General features: G+C 59.2%; 20 protein-coding genes. 15 read left to right on the plus strand and 5 right to left on the minus strand.

The features are described from left to right. Positions 1-65: 65 nt before the first annotated feature. The 4 genes from ACR0MP_RS00620 (at position 66) to ACR0MP_RS00635 (ending at position 3757) form a co-directional block, all read left to right on the plus strand. Positions 66-1301, plus strand: a complete 1236-nt coding sequence (locus ACR0MP_RS00620; RefSeq protein ID WP_480885522.1) for an acyl-CoA dehydrogenase family protein — start codon at positions 66-68, stop codon at positions 1299-1301. Positions 1302-1316: 15 nt separating this feature from the next. Continuing rightward, complete coding sequence (locus tag ACR0MP_RS00625; RefSeq protein ID WP_170404452.1) at positions 1317-2117, plus strand: thioesterase family protein; 801 nt, start codon at positions 1317-1319, stop codon at positions 2115-2117. 69 nt (positions 2118-2186) lie between these two features. Then, positions 2187-2834: a DUF1007 family protein gene (locus ACR0MP_RS00630; RefSeq protein ID WP_170511362.1), complete on the plus strand. Its 648-nt coding sequence runs from the start codon at positions 2187-2189 to the stop codon at positions 2832-2834. Further along, entirely contained in the window at positions 2819-3757 is a 939-nt protein-coding gene (locus ACR0MP_RS00635; RefSeq protein ID WP_170626488.1) for a HoxN/HupN/NixA family nickel/cobalt transporter, read from the plus strand. Before ACR0MP_RS00630 ends, ACR0MP_RS00635 begins: the two co-directional genes overlap by 16 nt. Positions 3758-3759: 2 nt before the next feature. Here ACR0MP_RS00635 and truA read toward each other — a convergent pair whose 3' ends face one another. After that, positions 3760-4527, minus strand: a complete 768-nt coding sequence (gene truA / locus ACR0MP_RS00640) for a tRNA pseudouridine(38-40) synthase TruA (protein WP_170404443.1) — start codon at positions 4525-4527, stop codon at positions 3760-3762. A gap of 107 nt (positions 4528-4634) precedes the next feature. Here truA and ACR0MP_RS00645 point away from each other — a divergent pair, with 107 nt between their 5' ends. The 11 genes from ACR0MP_RS00645 (at position 4635) to ACR0MP_RS00695 (ending at position 16080) form a co-directional block, all read left to right on the plus strand. Next, entirely contained in the window at positions 4635-6050 is a 1416-nt protein-coding gene (locus ACR0MP_RS00645) for a YcjX family GTP-binding protein (RefSeq protein ID WP_170404440.1), read from the plus strand. Then, positions 6047-6502, plus strand: coding sequence for an N-acetyltransferase family protein (locus ACR0MP_RS00650; protein WP_480885525.1), 456 nt, complete (start codon positions 6047-6049; stop codon positions 6500-6502). The genes ACR0MP_RS00645 and ACR0MP_RS00650 overlap by 4 nt, the downstream gene beginning before the upstream one ends. Then, positions 6495-7484, plus strand: a complete 990-nt coding sequence (locus ACR0MP_RS00655) for a YcjF family protein (RefSeq protein WP_170404434.1) — start codon at positions 6495-6497, stop codon at positions 7482-7484. The genes ACR0MP_RS00650 and ACR0MP_RS00655 overlap by 8 nt, the downstream gene beginning before the upstream one ends. A 54-nt stretch (positions 7485-7538) precedes the next feature. Beyond that, a complete protein-coding gene (locus ACR0MP_RS00660) occupies positions 7539-8249 on the plus strand; it encodes a VIT1/CCC1 transporter family protein (RefSeq protein ID WP_170404431.1) in 711 nt (236 codons plus the stop codon). Between the two features lie 119 nt (positions 8250-8368). Then, positions 8369-8536 (plus strand): hypothetical protein, encoded by a 168-nt coding sequence (locus ACR0MP_RS00665; RefSeq protein WP_480885527.1) that lies wholly within the window; start codon positions 8369-8371, stop codon positions 8534-8536. A gap of 2 nt (positions 8537-8538) precedes the next feature. Beyond that, entirely contained in the window at positions 8539-8637 is a 99-nt protein-coding gene (locus ACR0MP_RS00670; protein ID WP_480758414.1) for a hypothetical protein, read from the plus strand. Next, positions 8637-9056 (plus strand): DUF2269 domain-containing protein, encoded by a 420-nt coding sequence (locus ACR0MP_RS00675; RefSeq protein ID WP_170404425.1) that lies wholly within the window; start codon positions 8637-8639, stop codon positions 9054-9056. The genes ACR0MP_RS00670 and ACR0MP_RS00675 overlap by 1 nt, the downstream gene beginning before the upstream one ends. Before the next feature lie 101 nt (positions 9057-9157). After that, positions 9158-11866 carry a DUF2339 domain-containing protein gene (locus ACR0MP_RS00680; protein WP_480885529.1) on the plus strand — a complete coding sequence of 903 codons (2709 nt, stop codon included), beginning with the start codon at positions 9158-9160 and terminating at the stop codon, positions 11864-11866. 164 nt (positions 11867-12030) lie between these two features. Further along, positions 12031-14940, plus strand: coding sequence for an isoleucine--tRNA ligase (gene ileS, locus ACR0MP_RS00685; protein ID WP_170404419.1), 2910 nt, complete (start codon positions 12031-12033; stop codon positions 14938-14940). Between the two features lie 137 nt (positions 14941-15077). Then, a complete protein-coding gene (locus tag ACR0MP_RS00690) occupies positions 15078-15536 on the plus strand; it encodes a methylated-DNA--[protein]-cysteine S-methyltransferase (protein ID WP_170404416.1) in 459 nt (152 codons plus the stop codon). A 76-nt stretch (positions 15537-15612) separates the two neighbouring features. Continuing rightward, a complete protein-coding gene (locus ACR0MP_RS00695) occupies positions 15613-16080 on the plus strand; it encodes a hypothetical protein (protein ID WP_170397423.1) in 468 nt (155 codons plus the stop codon). Here the strand turns inward: ACR0MP_RS00695 and ACR0MP_RS00700 are convergent. The 4 genes from ACR0MP_RS00700 to fsa form a co-directional block, all read right to left on the minus strand. Continuing rightward, positions 16065-16778, minus strand: coding sequence for a CDP-alcohol phosphatidyltransferase family protein (locus ACR0MP_RS00700; RefSeq protein ID WP_170397421.1), 714 nt, complete (start codon positions 16776-16778; stop codon positions 16065-16067). The two genes, ACR0MP_RS00695 and ACR0MP_RS00700, sit on opposite strands and share 16 nt — an antisense overlap. A 54-nt stretch (positions 16779-16832) precedes the next feature. Then, positions 16833-17753: a tyrosine recombinase XerC gene (locus tag ACR0MP_RS00705; RefSeq protein WP_170636439.1), complete on the minus strand. Its 921-nt coding sequence runs from the start codon at positions 17751-17753 to the stop codon at positions 16833-16835. Continuing rightward, positions 17750-18457: a DUF484 family protein gene (locus ACR0MP_RS00710; RefSeq protein ID WP_170397417.1), complete on the minus strand. Its 708-nt coding sequence runs from the start codon at positions 18455-18457 to the stop codon at positions 17750-17752. Before ACR0MP_RS00710 ends, ACR0MP_RS00705 begins: the two co-directional genes overlap by 4 nt. A 196-nt stretch (positions 18458-18653) precedes the next feature. Beyond that, the gene (gene fsa / locus ACR0MP_RS00715; protein WP_170404410.1) at positions 18654-19307 is read right to left on the minus strand and encodes a fructose-6-phosphate aldolase; all 654 of its coding nucleotides are present in this window, start codon (positions 19305-19307) and stop codon (positions 18654-18656) included. Positions 19308-19395: the final 88 nt, after the last annotated feature.

Below are 19395 nucleotides of genomic sequence, written 5' to 3' on the forward strand. Positions count from 1 at the left end.
TGGCCACTAAGCCATCCTCGGACCAAAGCCAACGACCCGCATTGCGCCACAGGGAAGGAATAGACATGACCATGACTTTTGGATTGCGTGAGGAAAACCGCGCCCTGTTACAGCGGGTGAGAGATATGATTCACGACGAGGTCATGCCGCTTGAAGATGAGTATCAGGCAGAAATCAATAAAGGCGATCGTTGGAAATATACCGAGCGACAGGCCGAGATTCTCGAGGGGCTGAAAGCCAAGGCCAAGGCGGCGGGGCTTTGGAACTTCTGGCTGACAGACAGCGACAAAGGTTTTGGCCTCAGTACAGTTGAATACGCCTATTTCGCCGAGGAGATGGGCAAGACGCCCTTGGGAGCCGAAGTTTTCAACTGCTCCGCGCCCGATACAGGGAATATGGAGGTGTTTGAACGCTACGGATCGGGCGCAATGAAAGAACAATGGTTGAAGCCGTTGCTTGAGGGGCAGATTCGCTCGGCTTATCTGATGACCGAACCCGATGTGGCCTCATCAGATGCCACCAACATTTCGATGTCCTGCGTGAGGGACGGGGCCGAATATGTTCTGAACGGCGAGAAATGGTGGTCGTCTGGGGCGGGCGATCCGCGTTGCAAGGTCTATATCGTGATGGTCAAAACCGGCGGGGACGATCTGCCAAAGCACCAGCGCCAGTCGATGATCGTGGTCCCAGCAGACGCGCCGGGTATTGAGGTATTGCGCCCGATGGAGGTCTATGGCCACGACGATGCGCCCCATGGTCACATGCACATCCGTTTCACAGAAGTTCGGGTCCCGGCCGAAAACATTCTACTGGGCGAAGGGCGCGGGTTCGAGATCGCGCAGGGGCGCTTGGGGCCGGGCCGTATTCACCATTGCATGCGCGCGATTGGTCAGGCCGAGTCTGCGCTGGAGCAGATGTGCAAGCGTTCACTACAGCGCCAGGCGTTTGGGAAGAAACTGGCGCAGCTGGGGGCAAACTACGACATCATCGCCGAATGTCGGATGGAGATCGAAATGGCCCGTTTGCTGTGCCTCAAGGCCGCCTGGTACATGGATCAGGGCGATGCACGGGCGGCGGCCCCATGGATCAGCCAGATCAAGGTCGTTGCCCCCAAGGTCGCGCTGAAGGTGATCGATGAGGCCGTGCAAATGTTCGGCGCACAGGGGATCAGTCAGGATACGCCCTTGGCAAATGCATGGACCCATGTGCGCACCCTGCGTCTGGCGGATGGGCCTGACGCAGTGCATCGCCGTCAGGTCGCTCGCGTCGAGTTGAAGAAATACACGCAGGAAAAAGTCTGAGGCGACAGAACCACAATGACATCGGATGTGTTGGGGCAGGCGTATTTCCACCAAAATGCGCAGGGTGTGTTTGTCGGAAATGACCCCGCGCGCGGGCCTTGGTCGGCCGATCATTGCCATGCTGGGCCAGTCAGCGGATTGATCGTGCGGGCGGCAGAAACCGAAGTCGGCCCTGAGAAGATGTTGACCCGGTTGACCGTCGATCTGCTGCGTCCATTGCCTCTGGCTGGTTTGCGAGTCGCGGCAGAGACGACACGCCATACCAAGACGCTGGCGACCACACGGGTCACCGTACATGATCTGGACGACACGCTTTGCGCCACCGCCACAACCATGCATATGGTGCGCAAAGACCTTGGGGCCGTGCCTAATGTCAAACTGCCCGCGCCCAGGGTCGAAGATATGGTCGATGGCCCGTTCCCGATCGGTGAGATGCGCCATCAGTTGCCCGGTTTTGCCCATCACTCCCAGATCGGCTATCCCGCTGATGGCAACCAAGGGGCAGGTCCGAAAACCGTCTGGATGCGCACACCTGCCTTGCTGGAAGGAGAGGACCCATCGCCGATCCAAGCGCTCTGCCCGCTTGCAGATTGCGGCAATGGCATATCGTGGAACGCGCCCACATCTGAGATGGGTTTCATGAATACCGACCTGACTGTGCAAGTCCACCGCGAGCCTGTCTCGGACTGGCTGGCCTCTGACTCGATCTCGCACTGGCAACCCTCGGGGATCGGTATGTCGCAGTCAGTTCTTTTTGATACACAGGGGCCAGTTGGGACGGCTTTGCAGACATTGGTCTTGTTCCCGCCGGAGTAAATGGCGGGATTCTGCAGCCTAGTGTTTAGTCGGATTGCCGATACCCGCTGCGCATTCTATCTTTGCAACATGCGCTGGCTTGCCTTCTCCTTGACCTGCCTTCTGCCGACACCGGCTCTGGCTCATCCCCATGTCTTTATCGACACGGGGCTAGAGTTCATGGTCGATGACGCAGGCAACCTGACCCATGTGCGTGTGACCTGGGCCTATGATGAGTTCTATTCATTGCTGGTTCTCGAAGACATGCGACTGGATCAGGATGCAGATGGCGTGCTGACCGAGGCTGAAGAGCAGTTTCTAAGTGGCTTCGACGCGCAGTGGGTCGAAGGTTACAATGGCGATCTGGTCATCCGCATGGGCGAAAATGTGATCCCGCTCTCTGGGCCGCTTGAGCCGCAGGCCACGACCGAGGATGCCCGCATCGTGACCACACATCTGCGCGCGATCGAAGGAAACCCCGTTCCCGCGGATGCACTGTCGATCAAAGCCTTTGATGAGAGCTTTTATACCGCATACGAAGTGACCCGCCCGGTTCTGGTTTCAGGCCCCACGATCTGTAATATCGAACGCAGCGATCCGGATATCGACAACGAACTGGCCCAGATGCAGGCTTTTTTGCTGACGCTGGATGCCGAGTATGACCTTGAAGAAAACGATATCCCTCTGGTCGGTGAGAAATTCGCAACCGAGATCCGGCTTTCATGTCCAAATACCTGATCGTTCCCGTTGCCATCGCCTGCGGGGTGCTGCTGTGGTTCTGGGGCAGCGGTGGTTTTGACCATCTGGCCGCTTGGGCTGCCGGAGAGCAACGCGAATTCCAGAACCAGATCGCCCGCGCCCTTCGCGCAGCACGCGCCGAGCAGCCCGAAGCTGTGGCAACGCTACTGACGGTCTGTTTTGCATATGGGTTTTTTCATGCCATCGGACCGGGCCATGGCAAGGTTCTGATCGGAGGATATGGGCTTGGCCGTCGCGTTGCGTTTTGGCGACTTTCTGCAATCAGTGTCCTATCGAGCCTAGGGCAAGCAGTGACGGCGGTTGTGCTGGTTTATGCCGGGGTATTGGTATTCCAGATGTCACGCGAGTCGCTTGTAGGCACGACCGAACAGGTCATGGCACCGATCAGCTACGGCGCAATTGCCGCTATAGGCCTGTGGCTGGTTTTCCGCGCCATCCGCAGTTTTGCGCGGCGTCACAAAAACCAAGCCTCTCAAGCGCACGACCACCATCACCATGCGCATGATCACGACCACCATCATCACGACCACGAGGTTTGCGCTGACTGCGGCCACCGCCACGGCCCGACGGCCGATGAGGTCGCTCAGGTCGGCAGCTTTCGCGAGGCGTTGATCCTGATCGCTGGTATAGCCGCACGCCCCTGTACGGGCGCGTTGTTTGTGCTGATCCTGACATGGCAGATGGGTATCGCAATGGTCGGCATCGCAGGCGCATTCGCCATGGCTTTAGGCACCGCAACCGTCACCACTTTGGTCGGTTGGACATCCTTTGGGTTGCGCGGCGGGTTGCTGGCCTCAGCCTCGGCTACGCGCTTTGCATCGGTACTGGCCCCGACCATCGAACTGGTTGCGGGTCTTATCATCGCCGTGATTGCAAGCGGGCTGCTACTGCGGGCCTTGTAGACTTAGCCAAACACCGGTTCGGGATATCCGACCCGTGCCAGATACAACCCTTGCGGCGGGCAAACCGGTCCACAGGCCGCACGGTCAACCGCCTCAAGCGCATCGCGAACGTCTTCGGGCGTCCAAGCTCCGGCCCCCACGCGCTCCAACGTGCCAACAAAGCTACGTACCTGATTGTGCAGGAACGATCGGGCGCGAACATGGAAGTGGATTTCGGCCCCCGAGAAGCCCTGAACCTGTTCCACCCGCAACTCATCCAGTGTCTTGACCGGGCTGGCGGCCTGACAGATGGAGGACCGGAAGGTGGTGAAGTCATGCCGCCCGATCAGCATATCCGCCCCGGCTTGCATCGCCGCGACGTCCAGAGAATGATTGATCTGCCAGACCTGCCCCTTGTCGTGGGTTGCAGGTGCGCGACGCATCAGGATGCGGAACAGATATTGGCGCTCAAGCGCCGAAAACCGCGCGTGCCAGTCATCATCCACCCGTGTAGCTTGCACGATGGCAACGGGCTGCGGCTTGAGGTGATAATTCAACGCCTCGGACAGGCGGAACGGGTCCCATTCTTTGACCAGATCGCAATGCGCCACTTGTCCTAGCGCGTGAACCCCCGCGTCGGTACGACCGGCGGCGGCGATGGTGTGGTCTCCGGGTTCGATCCGCGACAGGGCGAGTTCGATCGCGCCCTGAACCGACGGCAGTTCTTTCTGCCGCTGCCATCCGGCAAACGGTTCCCCTTGGTATTCGACTTGCAGCGCGTATCTGGGCATGGCGCGCTGGTATCGCGCCTTGGTCGGACGGGCAAGGGGGCGAAAGCTCTGGCAAGTGCCGCAACCGCTACCTATCTTGGGCAAAACGATAATTGCGGGGCGACAGCTTGGTCATCTCATCATTGGCAGACAGTCTGGTGCGCGGCGTCGAATCCGTGGGTGACCGTGTGTCCGAGACATTCTTCGAACCGGTCATCCGGCTGGGCGTCACGGGATTGGCGCGGTCGGGTAAGACAGTGTTCATCACATCACTGGTCGCCAACCTGCTGGATCGGGGCCGCATGACCGGTCTTGTGGCGCAGCAAGAGGGGCGTGTCACCGCCAGCTATCTGCAGCCGCAACCCGACGACACCGTGCCCCGGTTCGATTTCGAATCCCATCTGTCCGCGCTGACCGGACCAGCGCCGCACTGGCCGGACAGCACGCGTGCTGTTTCCGAGTTACGCCTGTCCTTCAAAGTCCAGCCCGCAGGTCTGCTTTCGGGATTGCAGGGCCCCCGAACATTGCATCTGGACATTGTGGACTATCCGGGTGAGTGGCTGCTGGATCTGGCCCTACTGGACAAATCCTATGAAGATTGGTCGCGGGACACGCTGGAACACATATCCAATCGCCCACAAGCAGGGGCATTTATGGCAAAGGTTCAGGCGACCGACCCAACCGCGCCACATGATGAGCCGCAGGCGCAGGACCTCGCCCGCAGCTTCACCGATTACCTTAATGCCGCGCGTGATGCCGGTTTCTATGACTGCACTCCCGGTCGGTTTCTTCTGCCGGGCGATCTGGCCGGGTCTCCTGTGCTGACATTCGCGCCGCTCCCGGTGTCGGGGGTGTCAATTCGGGGTTCACTACACCGCGAGATGGAGCGGCGGTACGAGGCGTACAAATCGCGTGTGGTCAAACCTTTCTTTCGCGACCACTTTGCCCGGATCGACCGGCAGATCGTTCTGGTAGATGCGTTGGGGGCAATCCATAAAGGCCCGCAAGCGGTCGAGGATATGCGCCGCGCGATGGCCGATATCCTGTCGGCCTTCCGCCCCGGTCGCAACGCATGGCTCAACAGGCTGCTGCTTGGCAAGCGGGTCGAGCGTATTCTGTTTGCGGCCACCAAAGCGGACCATCTGCACCATCTGCAGCACCCGCGCCTGACCGCGATCATTGAGGCCCTGACCCGTGAGGCCCGCGACCGCGCCAGCTTTGCCGGGGCTGAAACTGCGGCCTTATCGTTGGCTTCACTTCGGACAACGACGGAAGAGATGCGCAGCCATAACGGCGTAGAACTGCCATGCGTGCGCGGCACTCTGCTAGACAGCGGTAAGCAGGCGGCCTTTTACCCCGGTGATTTGCCAGAGGACCCTGCCCATCTGCTGGGCCCCGCGCGCAATGGGGCCGAGGGATGGCTGGGCGACGACTATGGCAATATGGCCTTTGCACCCGCACATTTGACCCTGAATCCTGGTGATGGTCCGCCACATATTCGGCTGGACCGGGCTGCGCAGTTTCTGATCGGAGACCGGCTGTGAACGTGATCCTTCGTTCTGCTCGCAGTACCGATGCCGGAACCACAGGCGCTATTCTGCATGGGTTCGCCCGCGAAAACGACTGGATGCCTGAACTGCATTCTGAGGCCGAGACCATTGCGTTTTGCGGCAGGATGATTGATCTCGGCTGGGTCACGGTGGCCGAAATGCAGGGGCAGGTGGCCGGATTTCTGGCGTTGAATGGGGACGAAGTGCAGTCGCTCTATCTGGCGGCCTCGGCGCGCGGGCAGGGGATCGGGCAGCAATTGCTGGATCGTGCCAAAACACAGCGTCCCACGCTCAACTTGTATGCGTTTCAGGCCAATCCTTCCGCATGCCGGTTCTATGAGCGCAACGGCTTTGTTGAGGTCGCACGCGGCGATGGGTCCGAAAATGACGAAAACCTGCCCGACATCAGATATGTTTGGACGCGCGAGGAGTTGGTCGATGGCTAAAGGCCCCGTTTTGATTGATCTGGAAGACGATGCCTCGGCAGTTGATGTCTCGACCGCGCCTCCTGTTCCGGACATCGCGCCTCCGCAGGGGCAGGCGATGCAGTCAGCGGTGCGGTTTGCAGCGCGGAAACCTTCGGTTTTGGCGCGTTGGTTCTGGGGGTTGGCATTAGCCGTTGTGGGGGCGGTGGTCTCGGTCGCCGCATGGGATTTTGCCATCTCTCTGCTGGAACGCGCACCAATTCTGGGTTGGATCGTCACCGGTCTGATCGCTGCGCTGTTGCTGGTCGTCCTGATCATTGCACTGCGCGAGTTGGCCGCAATCAGCCGTCTGTCTCGCGTCGACGGGCTGCGGCGCGCGGCGGACACAGCTTTAACAGATGAGGACTTGTCGCAAGCCCGCGCTGTAACCACACGGCTGATTGCGTTCTATAAGGGACGCGATGAAACACGCTGGGGTCGCGACCGTTTGACCGAACGCATGGGAGAGCAATTCGATGCGGCAACCCTGCTGAGCTTGGCCGAAGACGAGATTCTGGCCCCGCTGGATGCTGCCGCCAGCCGCGAGGTCGAGGCCGCAGCGCGGCAGGTCGCGACCGTGACCGCTCTGGTCCCGCTTGCTCTGGCGGATGTAGCGACGGCGCTGGCAAGTTCATTGCGCATGATCCGGCGGATTGCGGAAATCTATGGCGGTCGCGCAGGTTTCTTGGGCAGTTGGCGCCTAACCCGCGCCGTATTCGTGCATCTGATTGCAACTGGCGCGGTGGCAGTGGGGGATGATCTTCTGGAGCCGATTTTGGGCGGCTCGGTTCTCAGCAAATTGTCGCGCCGGTTCGGTGAGGGGCTGGTCAACGGCGCGCTCACCGCCCGCGTGGGTGTCGCTGCGATGGAGGTCTGTCGACCTTTGCCTTTCTCGAAACGCCACCAGCCCTCGACCCGTGGCATGATCAAACGCGCGCTCAGCGGGTTGTTCTCCAGGACTTGATCTGGCGCAAGGCCGTGCCTGAACCTGTCCTGCATAAACAGGACGGAGCCAGCCATGACCGAACACGGCCACAGCCAGCAAGAGATTTTCGAACGGATCAATGCGCCTCCGGGTCGTGGGGTTCTGCGCGATGTGGTTTATGGCGGCATCGATGGCTCAGTCACGACATTCGCGATCGTTGCCGGGGTTGCCGGGGCAGGTTTATCGCCTTTTGTCATCGTGGCACTTGGGCTGGCCAACGTGCTGGCGGATGGTTTCTCGATGGCGGCGGGCAACTACTCGGGAACCAAGGCCGAGCTCGATAACATCCACCGTATTCGAGCCATCGAGGAACGGCATATCAAGTTGTACCCGGATGGCGAGCGAAAGGAGGTGCGCGAAATCCTCGCACAAAAAGGCCTTTCAGGCAGCGTTCTGGATGACGCGACGGCTGAAATCACTTCGAATCACGACAATTGGGTCGACCTGATGATCGAGGGCGAGTACGGGCTGGGCAGCGTCGACCCGCATCCCCTCAAAGCCGCGATGGCGACGTTCTTCGCCTTTCTGATCGCGGGGATGATTCCGTTGTTGCCGTTCCTCTTATCCGTTGCAAATGCGTTCACGGTATCGGCCTGGATGACTGCGGGCGTGTTCTTTGCCATTGGCGCGATGAAAAGCCGGTGGTCGCTTGCCCCGTGGTGGCGATCAGGCGGAGAAACCCTGCTGATCGGGGGTGCCGCGGCAGCCATCGCTTTCTGGGTTGGCTCGTTGTTTCACCCCTGAATGGTGCTGTTGTCGCGGGCGGGATGATCAGGCTGGTCCTCAGAATCTGATCCGCTAAGGTGTTGTAAACTAATGCGAGGCACCTCGTGGCTACGGACCGTCCTGAGAAAACTGTTTAGGTGCGGGGCGCTTATGGCTTCATCGGCGCTGCGGTGGGTGGGTCGCTGCATGCGGATGGTGCCTGTGTGAAGGGTCTTGTGCGCAGCCGGAAGACGGCTGAACGGGCCCTTTCGGATATTGCGCTGATCTCGGGGGATCTACGTGATTTCAAGTCGGCGGCGGATTGACGGTGCCTGAACTGTGGCTCGACCCTTTGGGACCGTTGGTCAAGATAGCACCGGCTTTGATGCTATCACTGATCGCGCGACCCATGTTGGAGAGCCGCTGATGGACCCGGATCTGATCTTGCGTTGGCTTCACGTGATCGGAGCATGCGTTCTATTGGGCACTTGCGCGGGGATCGCCATTTTCATGCTGATGGCGCACCGCACGGCAGATGCACGGGTGATTGCTCATACGGCGGGAATCGTGTTGCTGGCCCGGCGACTGGGCTGGTCGCTGTCGGAGGGTTGGATCGCGATATCACTGCTGCTTTACATACTGACTGGCCTGTTCTGGCTACCGGTGGTTTGGATTCAGATTCGGCTGAGGGATTATGCAAGGAAGGCTGATCTGGCTGGTGCGACCTTGCCAAGCAAGTACTACAAACTGTTCCGCACATGGTTCGTTTGCGGTATTCCGGCCTTTGCCGCAGTGCTGGCGATCCCTTGGCTGATGCTGGCACGCCCTCACATCCTGCTTTTCTAGGCCGATTACCTGTGCAGCAGGCGGTATCCATGCGGATTTCCAGACTATAAACCAGCCTGTCTGCACGGTACGTTTGGCGCATCGCATCCCGGAGGTTTCGGTTGGAATCCTTGCTTGTCCTCGTTGGTCTGATCGTTCTGGCCATTCCTGTTTCGATCATCGCTTTGCTGATTGGTCAATCGCGGTTGCGTAAGCGCGTCGAACAGCTTGAGCGGCAATTGGCCAGGCAAATACCAGAAAGCGGCGCCGAAACCTCCCAGGCATCAAGGCCGGAGCCGACGACGACGCAAACCAAGCCTGATCCCTGGGCCGCGGCGAGAACCTCATCTACCTATGACGAAAGCCCATCGGATGCGCCGCAGGCCGTTGAGGCCGCCGATCCTCCTGCCACCATCGTTTTTCGTGAGGAAAAGATCGCCGCGCTGGGCGCTTGGATGCGTGAAAACTGGTTCTACGCGGTTTCGGCGTTGTCACTGGCGTTGGCGGGGATTTTTCTGGTTCAGTACGGGGTTGAGAACGGGCTGTTGCCACCCACCGCGCGGGTCGCCGCAGAACTGATCTTTGGCCTTCTGCTGATTGGGTCAGGTGAAGTGATCCGCCGCCGCTTCGGCGATGACGAGGACGCGTCGACCGCTTATCTACCATCGGTCTTCTCGGGCGCGGGTCTGGTGACCTTGTTTGGTGGCGTCCTTGCCGCGCGCCAGCTTTATGATCTGATCGGCCCCGAGGCCGCTCTGGCCGGTCTCGTTATCATCGCTCTGTTTGCGTTGGTCTTGGGATGGTTCCACGGGCCGCTGCTGGCCGCCGTAGGCCTAATCGGAGCCTTTGCCGCGCCCTTTATGGTTGGAGGCGCATCGGACGATCCCAGTTGGCTTTATGGTTATTTCTTTATTATCGCCATTTTGGGCTTGGGTATCGATACCGTCAGGCGTTGGGCATGGATTTCCATTTTGACACTAGTAGGTGCATACGGGGCGGCGTTTTTGCTGGTGCTGTCTTCCCCCTCCACGGAACCGGGGTATCTGACCTGTGTGACAGCACTGGCGCTTATTGCGATGGCGATACCCGTGCGCAGTATCTGGCCCGAACACACCGGCCCGATGATTGCTGAAGTCATTCGGCGACGGAAAGGGGATCCATGGCCCGAGTTTCCAACCCGAATTGCCTTTGGTGCAGTTCTCACCAGTTCCATCATCCTGTCGCTGCATTGGTCGGATTCAAGCGGTGAGTTTTGGCTGGGCGTTGCTCTGTTTACCGCTTTGATACTGGCGCTGATCCTTTGGACAAAAGCTGCGCGTGCGCTGCAGGATGTGACGGCGCTGCCTGCGATGGGTCTGATCTGGTTTGTTCTGCTGCACGGGTTGGACGGTGGCTCCGTGTGGCGCGGCTTTGCCGACACATACGTGGAAACGGCCGAGGCCGATTATCCTTGGGTAGTCACGCTATTGGTTGCCCTCGGGGCCTTGATCAGCGTGCTCGCTGCGTGGCGGTCCTTCCACGCCGGGCGCTACGCTGTGGTCTGGGCCGGGGGTGCAGCCCTATATGCTCCGACGCTGGCGATCGCGCTTGAAGTCGGTTGGCAGCCTGCAAACGTGATCGGAGCTTATGCGTGGGCCTTACACGCAATCGCAATAGGCGCGATGATGGTGGTTTTGGCCGAACGGTTTGCGCGGGCCGATGGTGAGAAACGGATGCGGCCTGCCCTGGCAACTCTGTCTGCGCTATCGTGCCTTAGCTTTGCCTGCATCATCGTACTCAGTTCCGCCGCATTGACCGTAGCACTTGTCGCCATGATTGTTGTGGCCGCGGCGCTGGACCGGCGATTTGTTCTGGCTCCGATGAGTTGGTTCATTTGGGCGGGTGTGTTCACGGTGACCGTACGGCTGGTGCTCGACCCGGGGCTCGATTGGGCCGAAACCGCGCCTTTGATCGAAATGACCTTGGTCTATGCAGTGGCGGTTGCCGGGTTCATCATGGGGTGGGCGTTGCTAAGGTCCTTGGACCGCCCGATTGCCTCATTGCTGCTTGAAAGCGCGGCCTGGGCAACGGCGGGAATACTGCTATCGCTCTTGTTGCTGCGCTGGCTGGAAAGCTTCGGAGAAGGCGGCGCGACAGACAGCCATTGGGGGCTGGGGCTGCTGGCGGTGATCTGGCTGCTGCTGGCTTTTGCACAAATACAGCGGTTCGAGCTTGGCGGTAAGCTGAACTACGCGCGTTACGCGCTCGCGGCGTTCTTTGCGGCACACGGCATGATGCGTCTGGTTCAGGCTTTGTCTGAGGCTAACCCGTTGCTCGACCCATTTGCCGAACCCGTGCTCGGCCCGCCGGTGCTGAACACGTTGGCAGTGGCCTATCTGTTGCCTGCGCTGGCCATCGGCTTCTCGGCTTGGCGCGTCGTGACGCAGCCCGTGCTACTGAAGCAGATCAGTTATGGGGTCGCCGGTGCCCTGATCGCTTTTTGGCTGGGGCTTACAATCCGTCATGTCTGGCAGGGGGCGAGTGGCATGTATGAAGGCAACGGCGTCACCCAGCCCGAGCTTTATTCATACACCATCACCTTGTTGGTGGTCGGCGCAGGGTTGTTCTACCAGTCGCTGGCCCGCCGGTCCGATTTGATGCGTAAGGCCGGTTTGGCCGTGATTGGCCTCGCGGTGGCCAAGGTGTTTCTGATCGATATTGCCGGATTGGGCGGGCTGATCCGGGTGTTTTCGCTGTTGGCGCTCGGTCTCGCACTGGCGGGTCTCGCATGGCTCAATCGCTGGGCCAAGCTGCGCCATTCGTCGCAAGACCCGGAACCTCTGGACCATTGAGAGCAGGCGTCCTATAAGCGCGGCCATGTTTGACTGGCTGGCCATCATTATTCGAATTATATCCCCGGCGCTCTGATATCGCGAGACGCCGGGCAAAGGTGCTTGAGTTATCGCACTGACCGCTTCGATCCATACACGACCAGAACATCCTGAGGACGCCCCAAATGTGCGCCGAAACACCTGACTACAAAGACACGCTGAACCTGCCGAAAACCGAATTCCCCATGCGTGCAGGCCTGCCCAAGCGCGAGCCAGCATGGCTGGACCGCTGGGAAAAGATCGGCGTCTATGACCGCCTTCGCGAGAAAGAGGGCCGCAAGCCTTTTACCCTGCATGACGGCCCTCCTTACGCGAACGGCCACCTGCATATCGGCCACGCACTGAACAAGACCATCAAGGACATGATCGTTCGGTCCCATCAGATGATGGGCTTTGACTCGCGTTATGTGCCCGGCTGGGACTGTCACGGCCTGCCGATCGAGTGGAAGATCGAGGAACAGTACCGCAAGAAAGGCAAGAACAAGGACGAGGTGAACATCGTCGACTTCCGTCAGGAATGCCGCAAGTTTGCCGAAGGCTGGATCGACATCCAGCGTGAAGAGTTCAAACGTCTGGGTATCACCGGTAACTGGCCCGATCCTTACATCACCATGGACTATCGCGCCGAAGCCGTGATCGCGGATGAGTTCATGAAGTTCCTGATGAACGGGACGCTTTATCAGGGCTCGAAACCCGTGATGTGGTCCCCCATCGAAAAGACCGCGCTGGCCGAAGCCGAGGTCGAGTATCACGACAAGGAAAGCTTCACCATCTGGGTGAAGTTCAAGGTCGTGAACACCGGCGATGTGACGCTGGACAATGCTTATGTGGTGATCTGGACGACGACCCCATGGACCATGCCGTCGAACAAGGCCGTGGTGTACGGTGAGGACATCTCCTACGGTCTCTACGAGGTTACAGGTCGCCCCGAGGAATGCTGGGCACGGATTGGCGAACGTTATCTGCTGGCCGATGACCGCGCCGCAGATGTGTTTGCGCGCGCGCGTCTGGATGACACGATGTATCGCCGTCTGTGCGATGTAACGCAGGAAGATCTGGCCAAGATCCAGCTGACCCACCCGCTGGCCGGGGCCGAGGGCGGCAACGGCGAATGGGACGACATTCGCGATTTCCGCGCCGCGGAGTTCGTGACCGACACCGAAGGGACCGGTTTTGTCCACTGTGCACCTTCGCACGGGATGGAGGAATTCGAGCTTTATCGCGATCTGGGCATGCTGGAGCAGGTCATCACCTATAACGTGATGGATGATGGCAGCTTCCGCGCTGATCTGCCGTTCTTTGGTGGCAAATACATCCTGTCTCGTAAGGGCGGTGAGGGTGATGCCAACAAGGCCGTGATCGACAAGCTGGCCGAGGTCGGCGGGCTGCTGGCGCGCGGCAAGATCAAGCACAGCTATCCGCATTCGTGGCGCTCGAAGGCGCCGATCATCTACCGCAACACGCCGCAGTGGTTTGCCTCGGTCGACCGCAAGCTGGAGGACGGCATGGGCGAGATGGGCGACTCCATCCGTGAACGTGCTCTGCGCTCGATTGATGAACTGGTGAAATGGACGCCGCAGACCGGCCGCAACCGTCTGTATTCCATGATCGAAGCACGCCCGGACTGGGTCCTGTCGCGCCAACGCGCCTGGGGCGTGCCGCTGACCTGCTTCACCAAGAAGGGGGCATTGCCGACCGATGCGGACTACCTGCTGCGCAATGACGAACTCAATGCCCGCATCAAAGCCGCGTTTGAGAAGGATGGCGCAGACGTCTGGTACACGGACGGGTTCAAGGAGAAGATCCTCGACGGTATCGCGAACCCCGACGACTACGATCAGGTGTTCGACGTGCTGGATGTGTGGTTCGACTCTGGCTCGACCCATGCCTTTGTGCTGCGTGATCGTGAGGACGGGACCGCGGACGGTATCGCTGACGTCTATATGGAAGGCACCGACCAGCACCGCGGGTGGTTCCATTCGTCGATGCTGCAGGCTTGCGGCACCAAGGGGCGTGCACCATACCGCAACGTAGTGACCCACGGATTTACGCTGGATTCCAAGGGCAACAAGATGTCCAAATCGCTGGGCAACACCATCGTGCCGGAAGAGGTCGTTAAACAATACGGCGCCGATATCCTGCGCTTGTGGGTGGCTCAGACCGATTACACCGCCGACCAGCGGATCGGACCGGAGATCCTGAAAGGGACAGCCGACAGCTATCGCCGCCTGCGCAATACCATGCGGTTCATGCTGGGCTCGCTGGCGGACTTCACCGAAGCGGATCGGGTTGCGCCTGAAGATATGCCGCGCCTGGAACGCTGGGTGTTAAGCCGACTGGCCGATCTGGATGAGCAGGTGCGCAAAGGTTATGCAGCATTTGACTTCCAGGGTGTATTCAGCGCCGTATTCACATTCGCCACGGTTGATCTGTCATCGTTCTATTTCGATGTCCGCAAAGACGCGCTTTATTGCGACGGTGACAGCCTACGCCGCCGTGCCGCGCGGACTGTGCTGGATATCCTATTCCACCGTCTGACCACATGGCTGGCCCCAGTTCTGGTCTTCACTATGGAAGAGGTCTGGCTGGAACGGTTCCCGGCCGATGATAGTTCGGTCCATTTAATGGATTTCCCTGAAACGCCCGCTGATTGGCGCCATGAAGACCTGGAAGCCAGCATGGCCAAAGTCCGCCGCGTGCGCCGCGCCGTGACCGCAGCGCTGGAAATTCAGCGGCAGGACAAGGTGATCGGATCCAGCCTTGAGGCCGCACCGATCGTGCATGTCGAAGATCAGGAAACCCGCGATCTGCTTGCGACTTTCGACGTGGATGACATGTGCATCACTTCTGGTCTGGCCGTCACAGGCGATCCGGCCCCGGCTGAGGCGTTCCGTGTGCCGGAAATCGAGGGCGTAGCTGTAGTGTTCGAAAAAGCCCAAGGCGACAAATGCCAGCGCTGCTGGAAAATCCTTCCTGATGTTGGGCTGCACGCCCATCCGGGCGTATGCGGGCGCTGTAACGAGGCGCTGAGCTGACATTCGAACGGAGCGCGAGAAAGAGATCGCTGATGCGAGGCTCTGCCTCGCGCTCCGAGGTATTTTTGGCCAGATGAAGAGGCGGATCGTCAGGATTCGGGTTGCAGGTGTGGTGAAACATCTGCAACCGTTCTCTTATGCCGATGATCGCCGTAGAAACTAAGTTTGGTTGCCTTGGTGTCGAAGAGACCAGCGGCGCCATCACGCGTCTTGTCTGGAATGGCCGTGACGAAGGTCTAGCCACCCCGGTTCTGCGAGAAGCGGCGGCGCAGTTGCGTGCCTATGACGAAGGGCGTTTGCAGCAGTTCGAACTGCCCTACCGGATCAAGGGATCGGAATTTCAGCGTCAGGTGTGCGATGCAATGTATGCTATCCCATTTGGTGATACGCGCACCTATGGCGAGTTGGCTAACGACCTTGGCTACTCGGCGCAAGCGGTTGGGCGCGGATGCGGAGGAAATCCCATCCCCATCATTATTCCCTGTCACCGGGTTTTGGGTGCAGATGGGAAGATGGTTGGGTTTTCAGGCCACGGCGGTGTTGAGACCAAAGTGGCTCTGCTGCGTCACGAAGGTGCTGCCAGCCTGTTGATCTGATCGGTACTTATCTGTTGCAATCGGAGCGGCACGGCCCCAACCTATATCGAATAGTGAATTTGAAGGACCGAATTGAATGACCGGCCAGACAGACCCCGCCGCACGCAAGAAAGCCATCATTGACCATCTGATGTCTTTGGAAGAACAGGAATTGGCAACCGCACAGGCACATTATGATGCCTTCCTTAAGGACTCGCAGTTGGATGACCGAGAAGGGCATGACAAGGACGACATCGCTGCCTCGCGCGAGAATGCAGATCTGGCGGCCGCCTTTGATGCGCCTGTTCATGCGCATCACGCCAAGATTGACGTGATCGAGAACACCGATTTTGGCCTCACGGATACGGTGCAGCCCGGCGCCGTAATCAAGTTCAACAATCGCCGCTTCGTCGTATGTGTCTCAACGACTCGATTTGAAGTGGACGGCAAAACCTACATGGGCATTTCGACCCAAAGCCCGATCTATCTGGCTATGGTTGGCCTGCAAGAGGGTGACGTGTTTACCCATAACGGGACTGAGTTCGAGGTTCAGGAAGTCTTGTAATCCCGGGCCTTGCGCGGCGGAATGATCTGCTGCGCAATACCGGCCGAGACCAAATACAAGCTGGTGATCACCAGCCCCCAATGGGCCCAGCTTTCGGGGTGAAAGTCGACCCAGGCGGCCCAGCCTGCAAAGAATGTCCACGCAAAAGCCATAGGCAATGACAGGGTGCGCCAACGCTCGGTCCGGACTGGGTGAATGAATTTCAGCGGCAGGAACATTGCGACAGACAGCAAGGTGACCAGCAGCAGGATGACCCAGAAGTTGGGCTCCAGGGCGAAGATCACAATGACGAACATGTTCCAGCAGCCTGGAAAGCCAGAGAAGGAATTATCCTTGGTTTTCATGCGGGTATCCGCAAAGTACATCGCGCTTGCAAAGGTGATGACGATGATTGCAAACCAGCCGGTCCAACCGTCCATCAGACCCGATTTGAACAGGGCAAAGGCAGGGATGAAAACATAGGTCAGATAGTCGATGATCAGGTCCAGCAAGACTCCGTCAAACTCGGGTGCGTTCTTCTTAACGTGATAGTGCCGCGCCAGCGGGCCATCGATGCCATCGACGATGAACGAGACAACGAGCCAAAGATACATCAGGCTCCATTTCTCTTCGACTGCTGCCAACATGGCGAGCATTGCGAAAACGGCACCTGTGGCGGTGAAGAGATGAACGGAAAGCGCTTTGAATCTGAGTGTCATGGTGGTGTCATGACGGAAGCAAGGCGCAGATGCAAAGCAAAAAGGGTCTTTGCTTCAGGCTTTTGGGTGCGTGCGGTTATAGACTTCCATCAACCGGGCCGTATCGACTGCGGTATAGGTCTGCGTGGTTGAAAGCGAGGCGTGACCCAAAAGCTCTTGGATCGCGCGCAGGTCGCCGCCCGCAGACAACAGATGGGTGGCAAAGCTGTGGCGCATCGCGTGCGGGGTGGCTGTTGCGGGAAGGCCAAGTTGCGTCCGTGCCTTGGCGACCACAGCCTGAATGATTCCGGGGTTTAGCGGGCCGCCCCTGACACCTCGGAACAACGCCTTATCAGGGGATTGCGGATGTGGGCAAAGGTGAAGATAGCGATCCACCGAAGCCCGAGCGGCAGGCAAGACCGGTACGATTCTTTCCTTATCGCCCTTACCCGATATGCGCAGCGTTTCTGGCAGAGGAGCGTCCACACCGGTCAAAGACAACGCCTCGGAAATCCGCAACCCGCACCCGTAGAGGAGCGTCACAACTGCAACATCCCGTGCAGCGACCCAGTCCGATGAGGATTGTAGCTCGACCGTGTCGATCATTGCGCGCGCGGCATCTTCGGCCAGGGGTCGGGGCAGTTTCTTGGTAAATTTAGGCGCTCGGGTGGACAGCACCGCAGTAGGTTCGAACCCTTCGCGTTCGGCCAACCAGCGATAGAAGGTTTTGACGGCTGAAAGCTTGCGCGCCAGAGATCGCGCGCCGACATCAGAATTTCGCTGCTCTGCCATCCAGGCCCGCATGTCAGAAACGCTGATGCGTTCCAGCGCGGCCAGCCCTTGGCGCTCGCTGTGATGCAAGGTCATGAAGGACAGGAATTCTGTCACGTCGCCGCGATAGGCGTCGAGCGTATTTTCAGACCGCCCCGCCAGCGCCCCCAGACTGTCCAGCCAATGCTGCAGAGCATCGCGGCAGGCTGGGGAAATCAGGCTCACGACAGCCAGTGGCGCATAGAGCGTTCGAACACGCCGGCAAAGAAGGCAAGAAGATCAGTTCCAAGCTGAGGTGAGAAATGCCTCGGGTCGCGCGCGCCCATGACAATCATGCCGGGTAGGCGGCCAGTGCCAAGATCGAGTTTCAGGCAGGCCTCGGATCGTAGCTGATCGGCTTGTTTACCGTAAACTTGCGGATTGGGATGGCGGATTTCGCGCAAGGTAACCTCGCGCGGCTGACCGTTGCGGTCAGCGGTTAGATAGCTATCGATAAAGCCGGGCTCAGCCACAGTCAACACGCCGCCGAGCTGGTTCACCACCGGATCATCACGTACGACGGTTGTTTCGAGGACCAGAGTGATGTGATCGACACGCAGGATTTCGGCCACGTCATTGCCTAGCGCGCGCAGGAAATCCTCGAACACGGTGGGCTCCAACAGGCGAAGAATGGCGCGATGCACCTGATTGGTGCCCGCCAAGTTCTCATACGCCGCTGCGATGACTGAGCGATGAGTGTCCTCAAGGCGGTCAAGACGCGCCTCAAGCCGCTGCATGGCGATACCGCGCAGGTCGATAACGTTGTCACCACGCGCCTGCTCATTTGCAGCCACCAAGGCCTGCATCAGGTCTTTGTCATCCAGCACGGCGTCAGGCTCAGCCAGAATTGCGGCGCGGAGATTGTCCTTGAGTTTAGGATCGCTGCTCATGTCCCGTCCGGTCGTTTTTTTGTTTGGCGGGCTTATAACATGGGTTGCTGGATTTGCCTTGGGAAAAATGCACGCGAAAGGCGAATTTCATCGCTGCTGTGGCGGGCGCTCCCGCCTGCCCGGCGCTGATCAAAGATCAGCTTTTGCCGTTGGGCCGGGCGCGGTGCCTGATGGCACCGCGCGGCAATGCTTGGGATCAGAGGATTTTCTGACCTGTCTTGGCCCAGTCGGCCAGGAAAGTTTCAAGGCCTTTGTCGGTCAGCGGGTGGTCGGCCAGTTTTTTGATCACGCCCGGAGGTGCTGTAATCACGTCAGCCCCGATGCGGGCACTGTCGGTCACGTGGTTTACGGTGCGGATCGAGGCGGCGAGGATTTCGGTCTCGAACCCGTAATTGTCATAAACTTGGCGAATATCTGCGATCAGGTCCATGCCATCGAGGTTGATATCATCCAGACGTCCGATGAACGGCGAGATGAAGGTTGCGCCCGCTTTGGCCGCCAGAATCGCCTGATTGGTCGAGAAGCACAGGGTCACGTTGACCATCTGGCCTTCGTCGGTCAGTGTTTTACAGGTTTTCAAACCAGCCCATGTCAGCGGTACTTTGACTGCGATGTTGGGCGCGATCTTGGCCAGCTTACGGCCTTCGGCGATCATGTCTTCGGCCTCGGTGGCGACAACTTCGGCCGAGACGGGGCCGTCGACCAGATCACAGATCTCTTTGGTGACTTCCAGAATGTCGCGGCCCGATTTCAGGATCAGCGAGGGATTGGTGGTTACGCCGTCCACCATGCCCAGATCGTTCAGTTCGGCGATGGCGTCGATCTCGGCGGTGTCTACGAAGAATTTCATGAGGGCAGTCCTTTGATGGGTTGGCCTTGGTCGCGGATGGCTTTACCTCAAAGAGACCCATGCTGGAACCCCCTGCGAAGGATATACC

The organism is Ruegeria sp. K3, assembly GCF_056531845.1.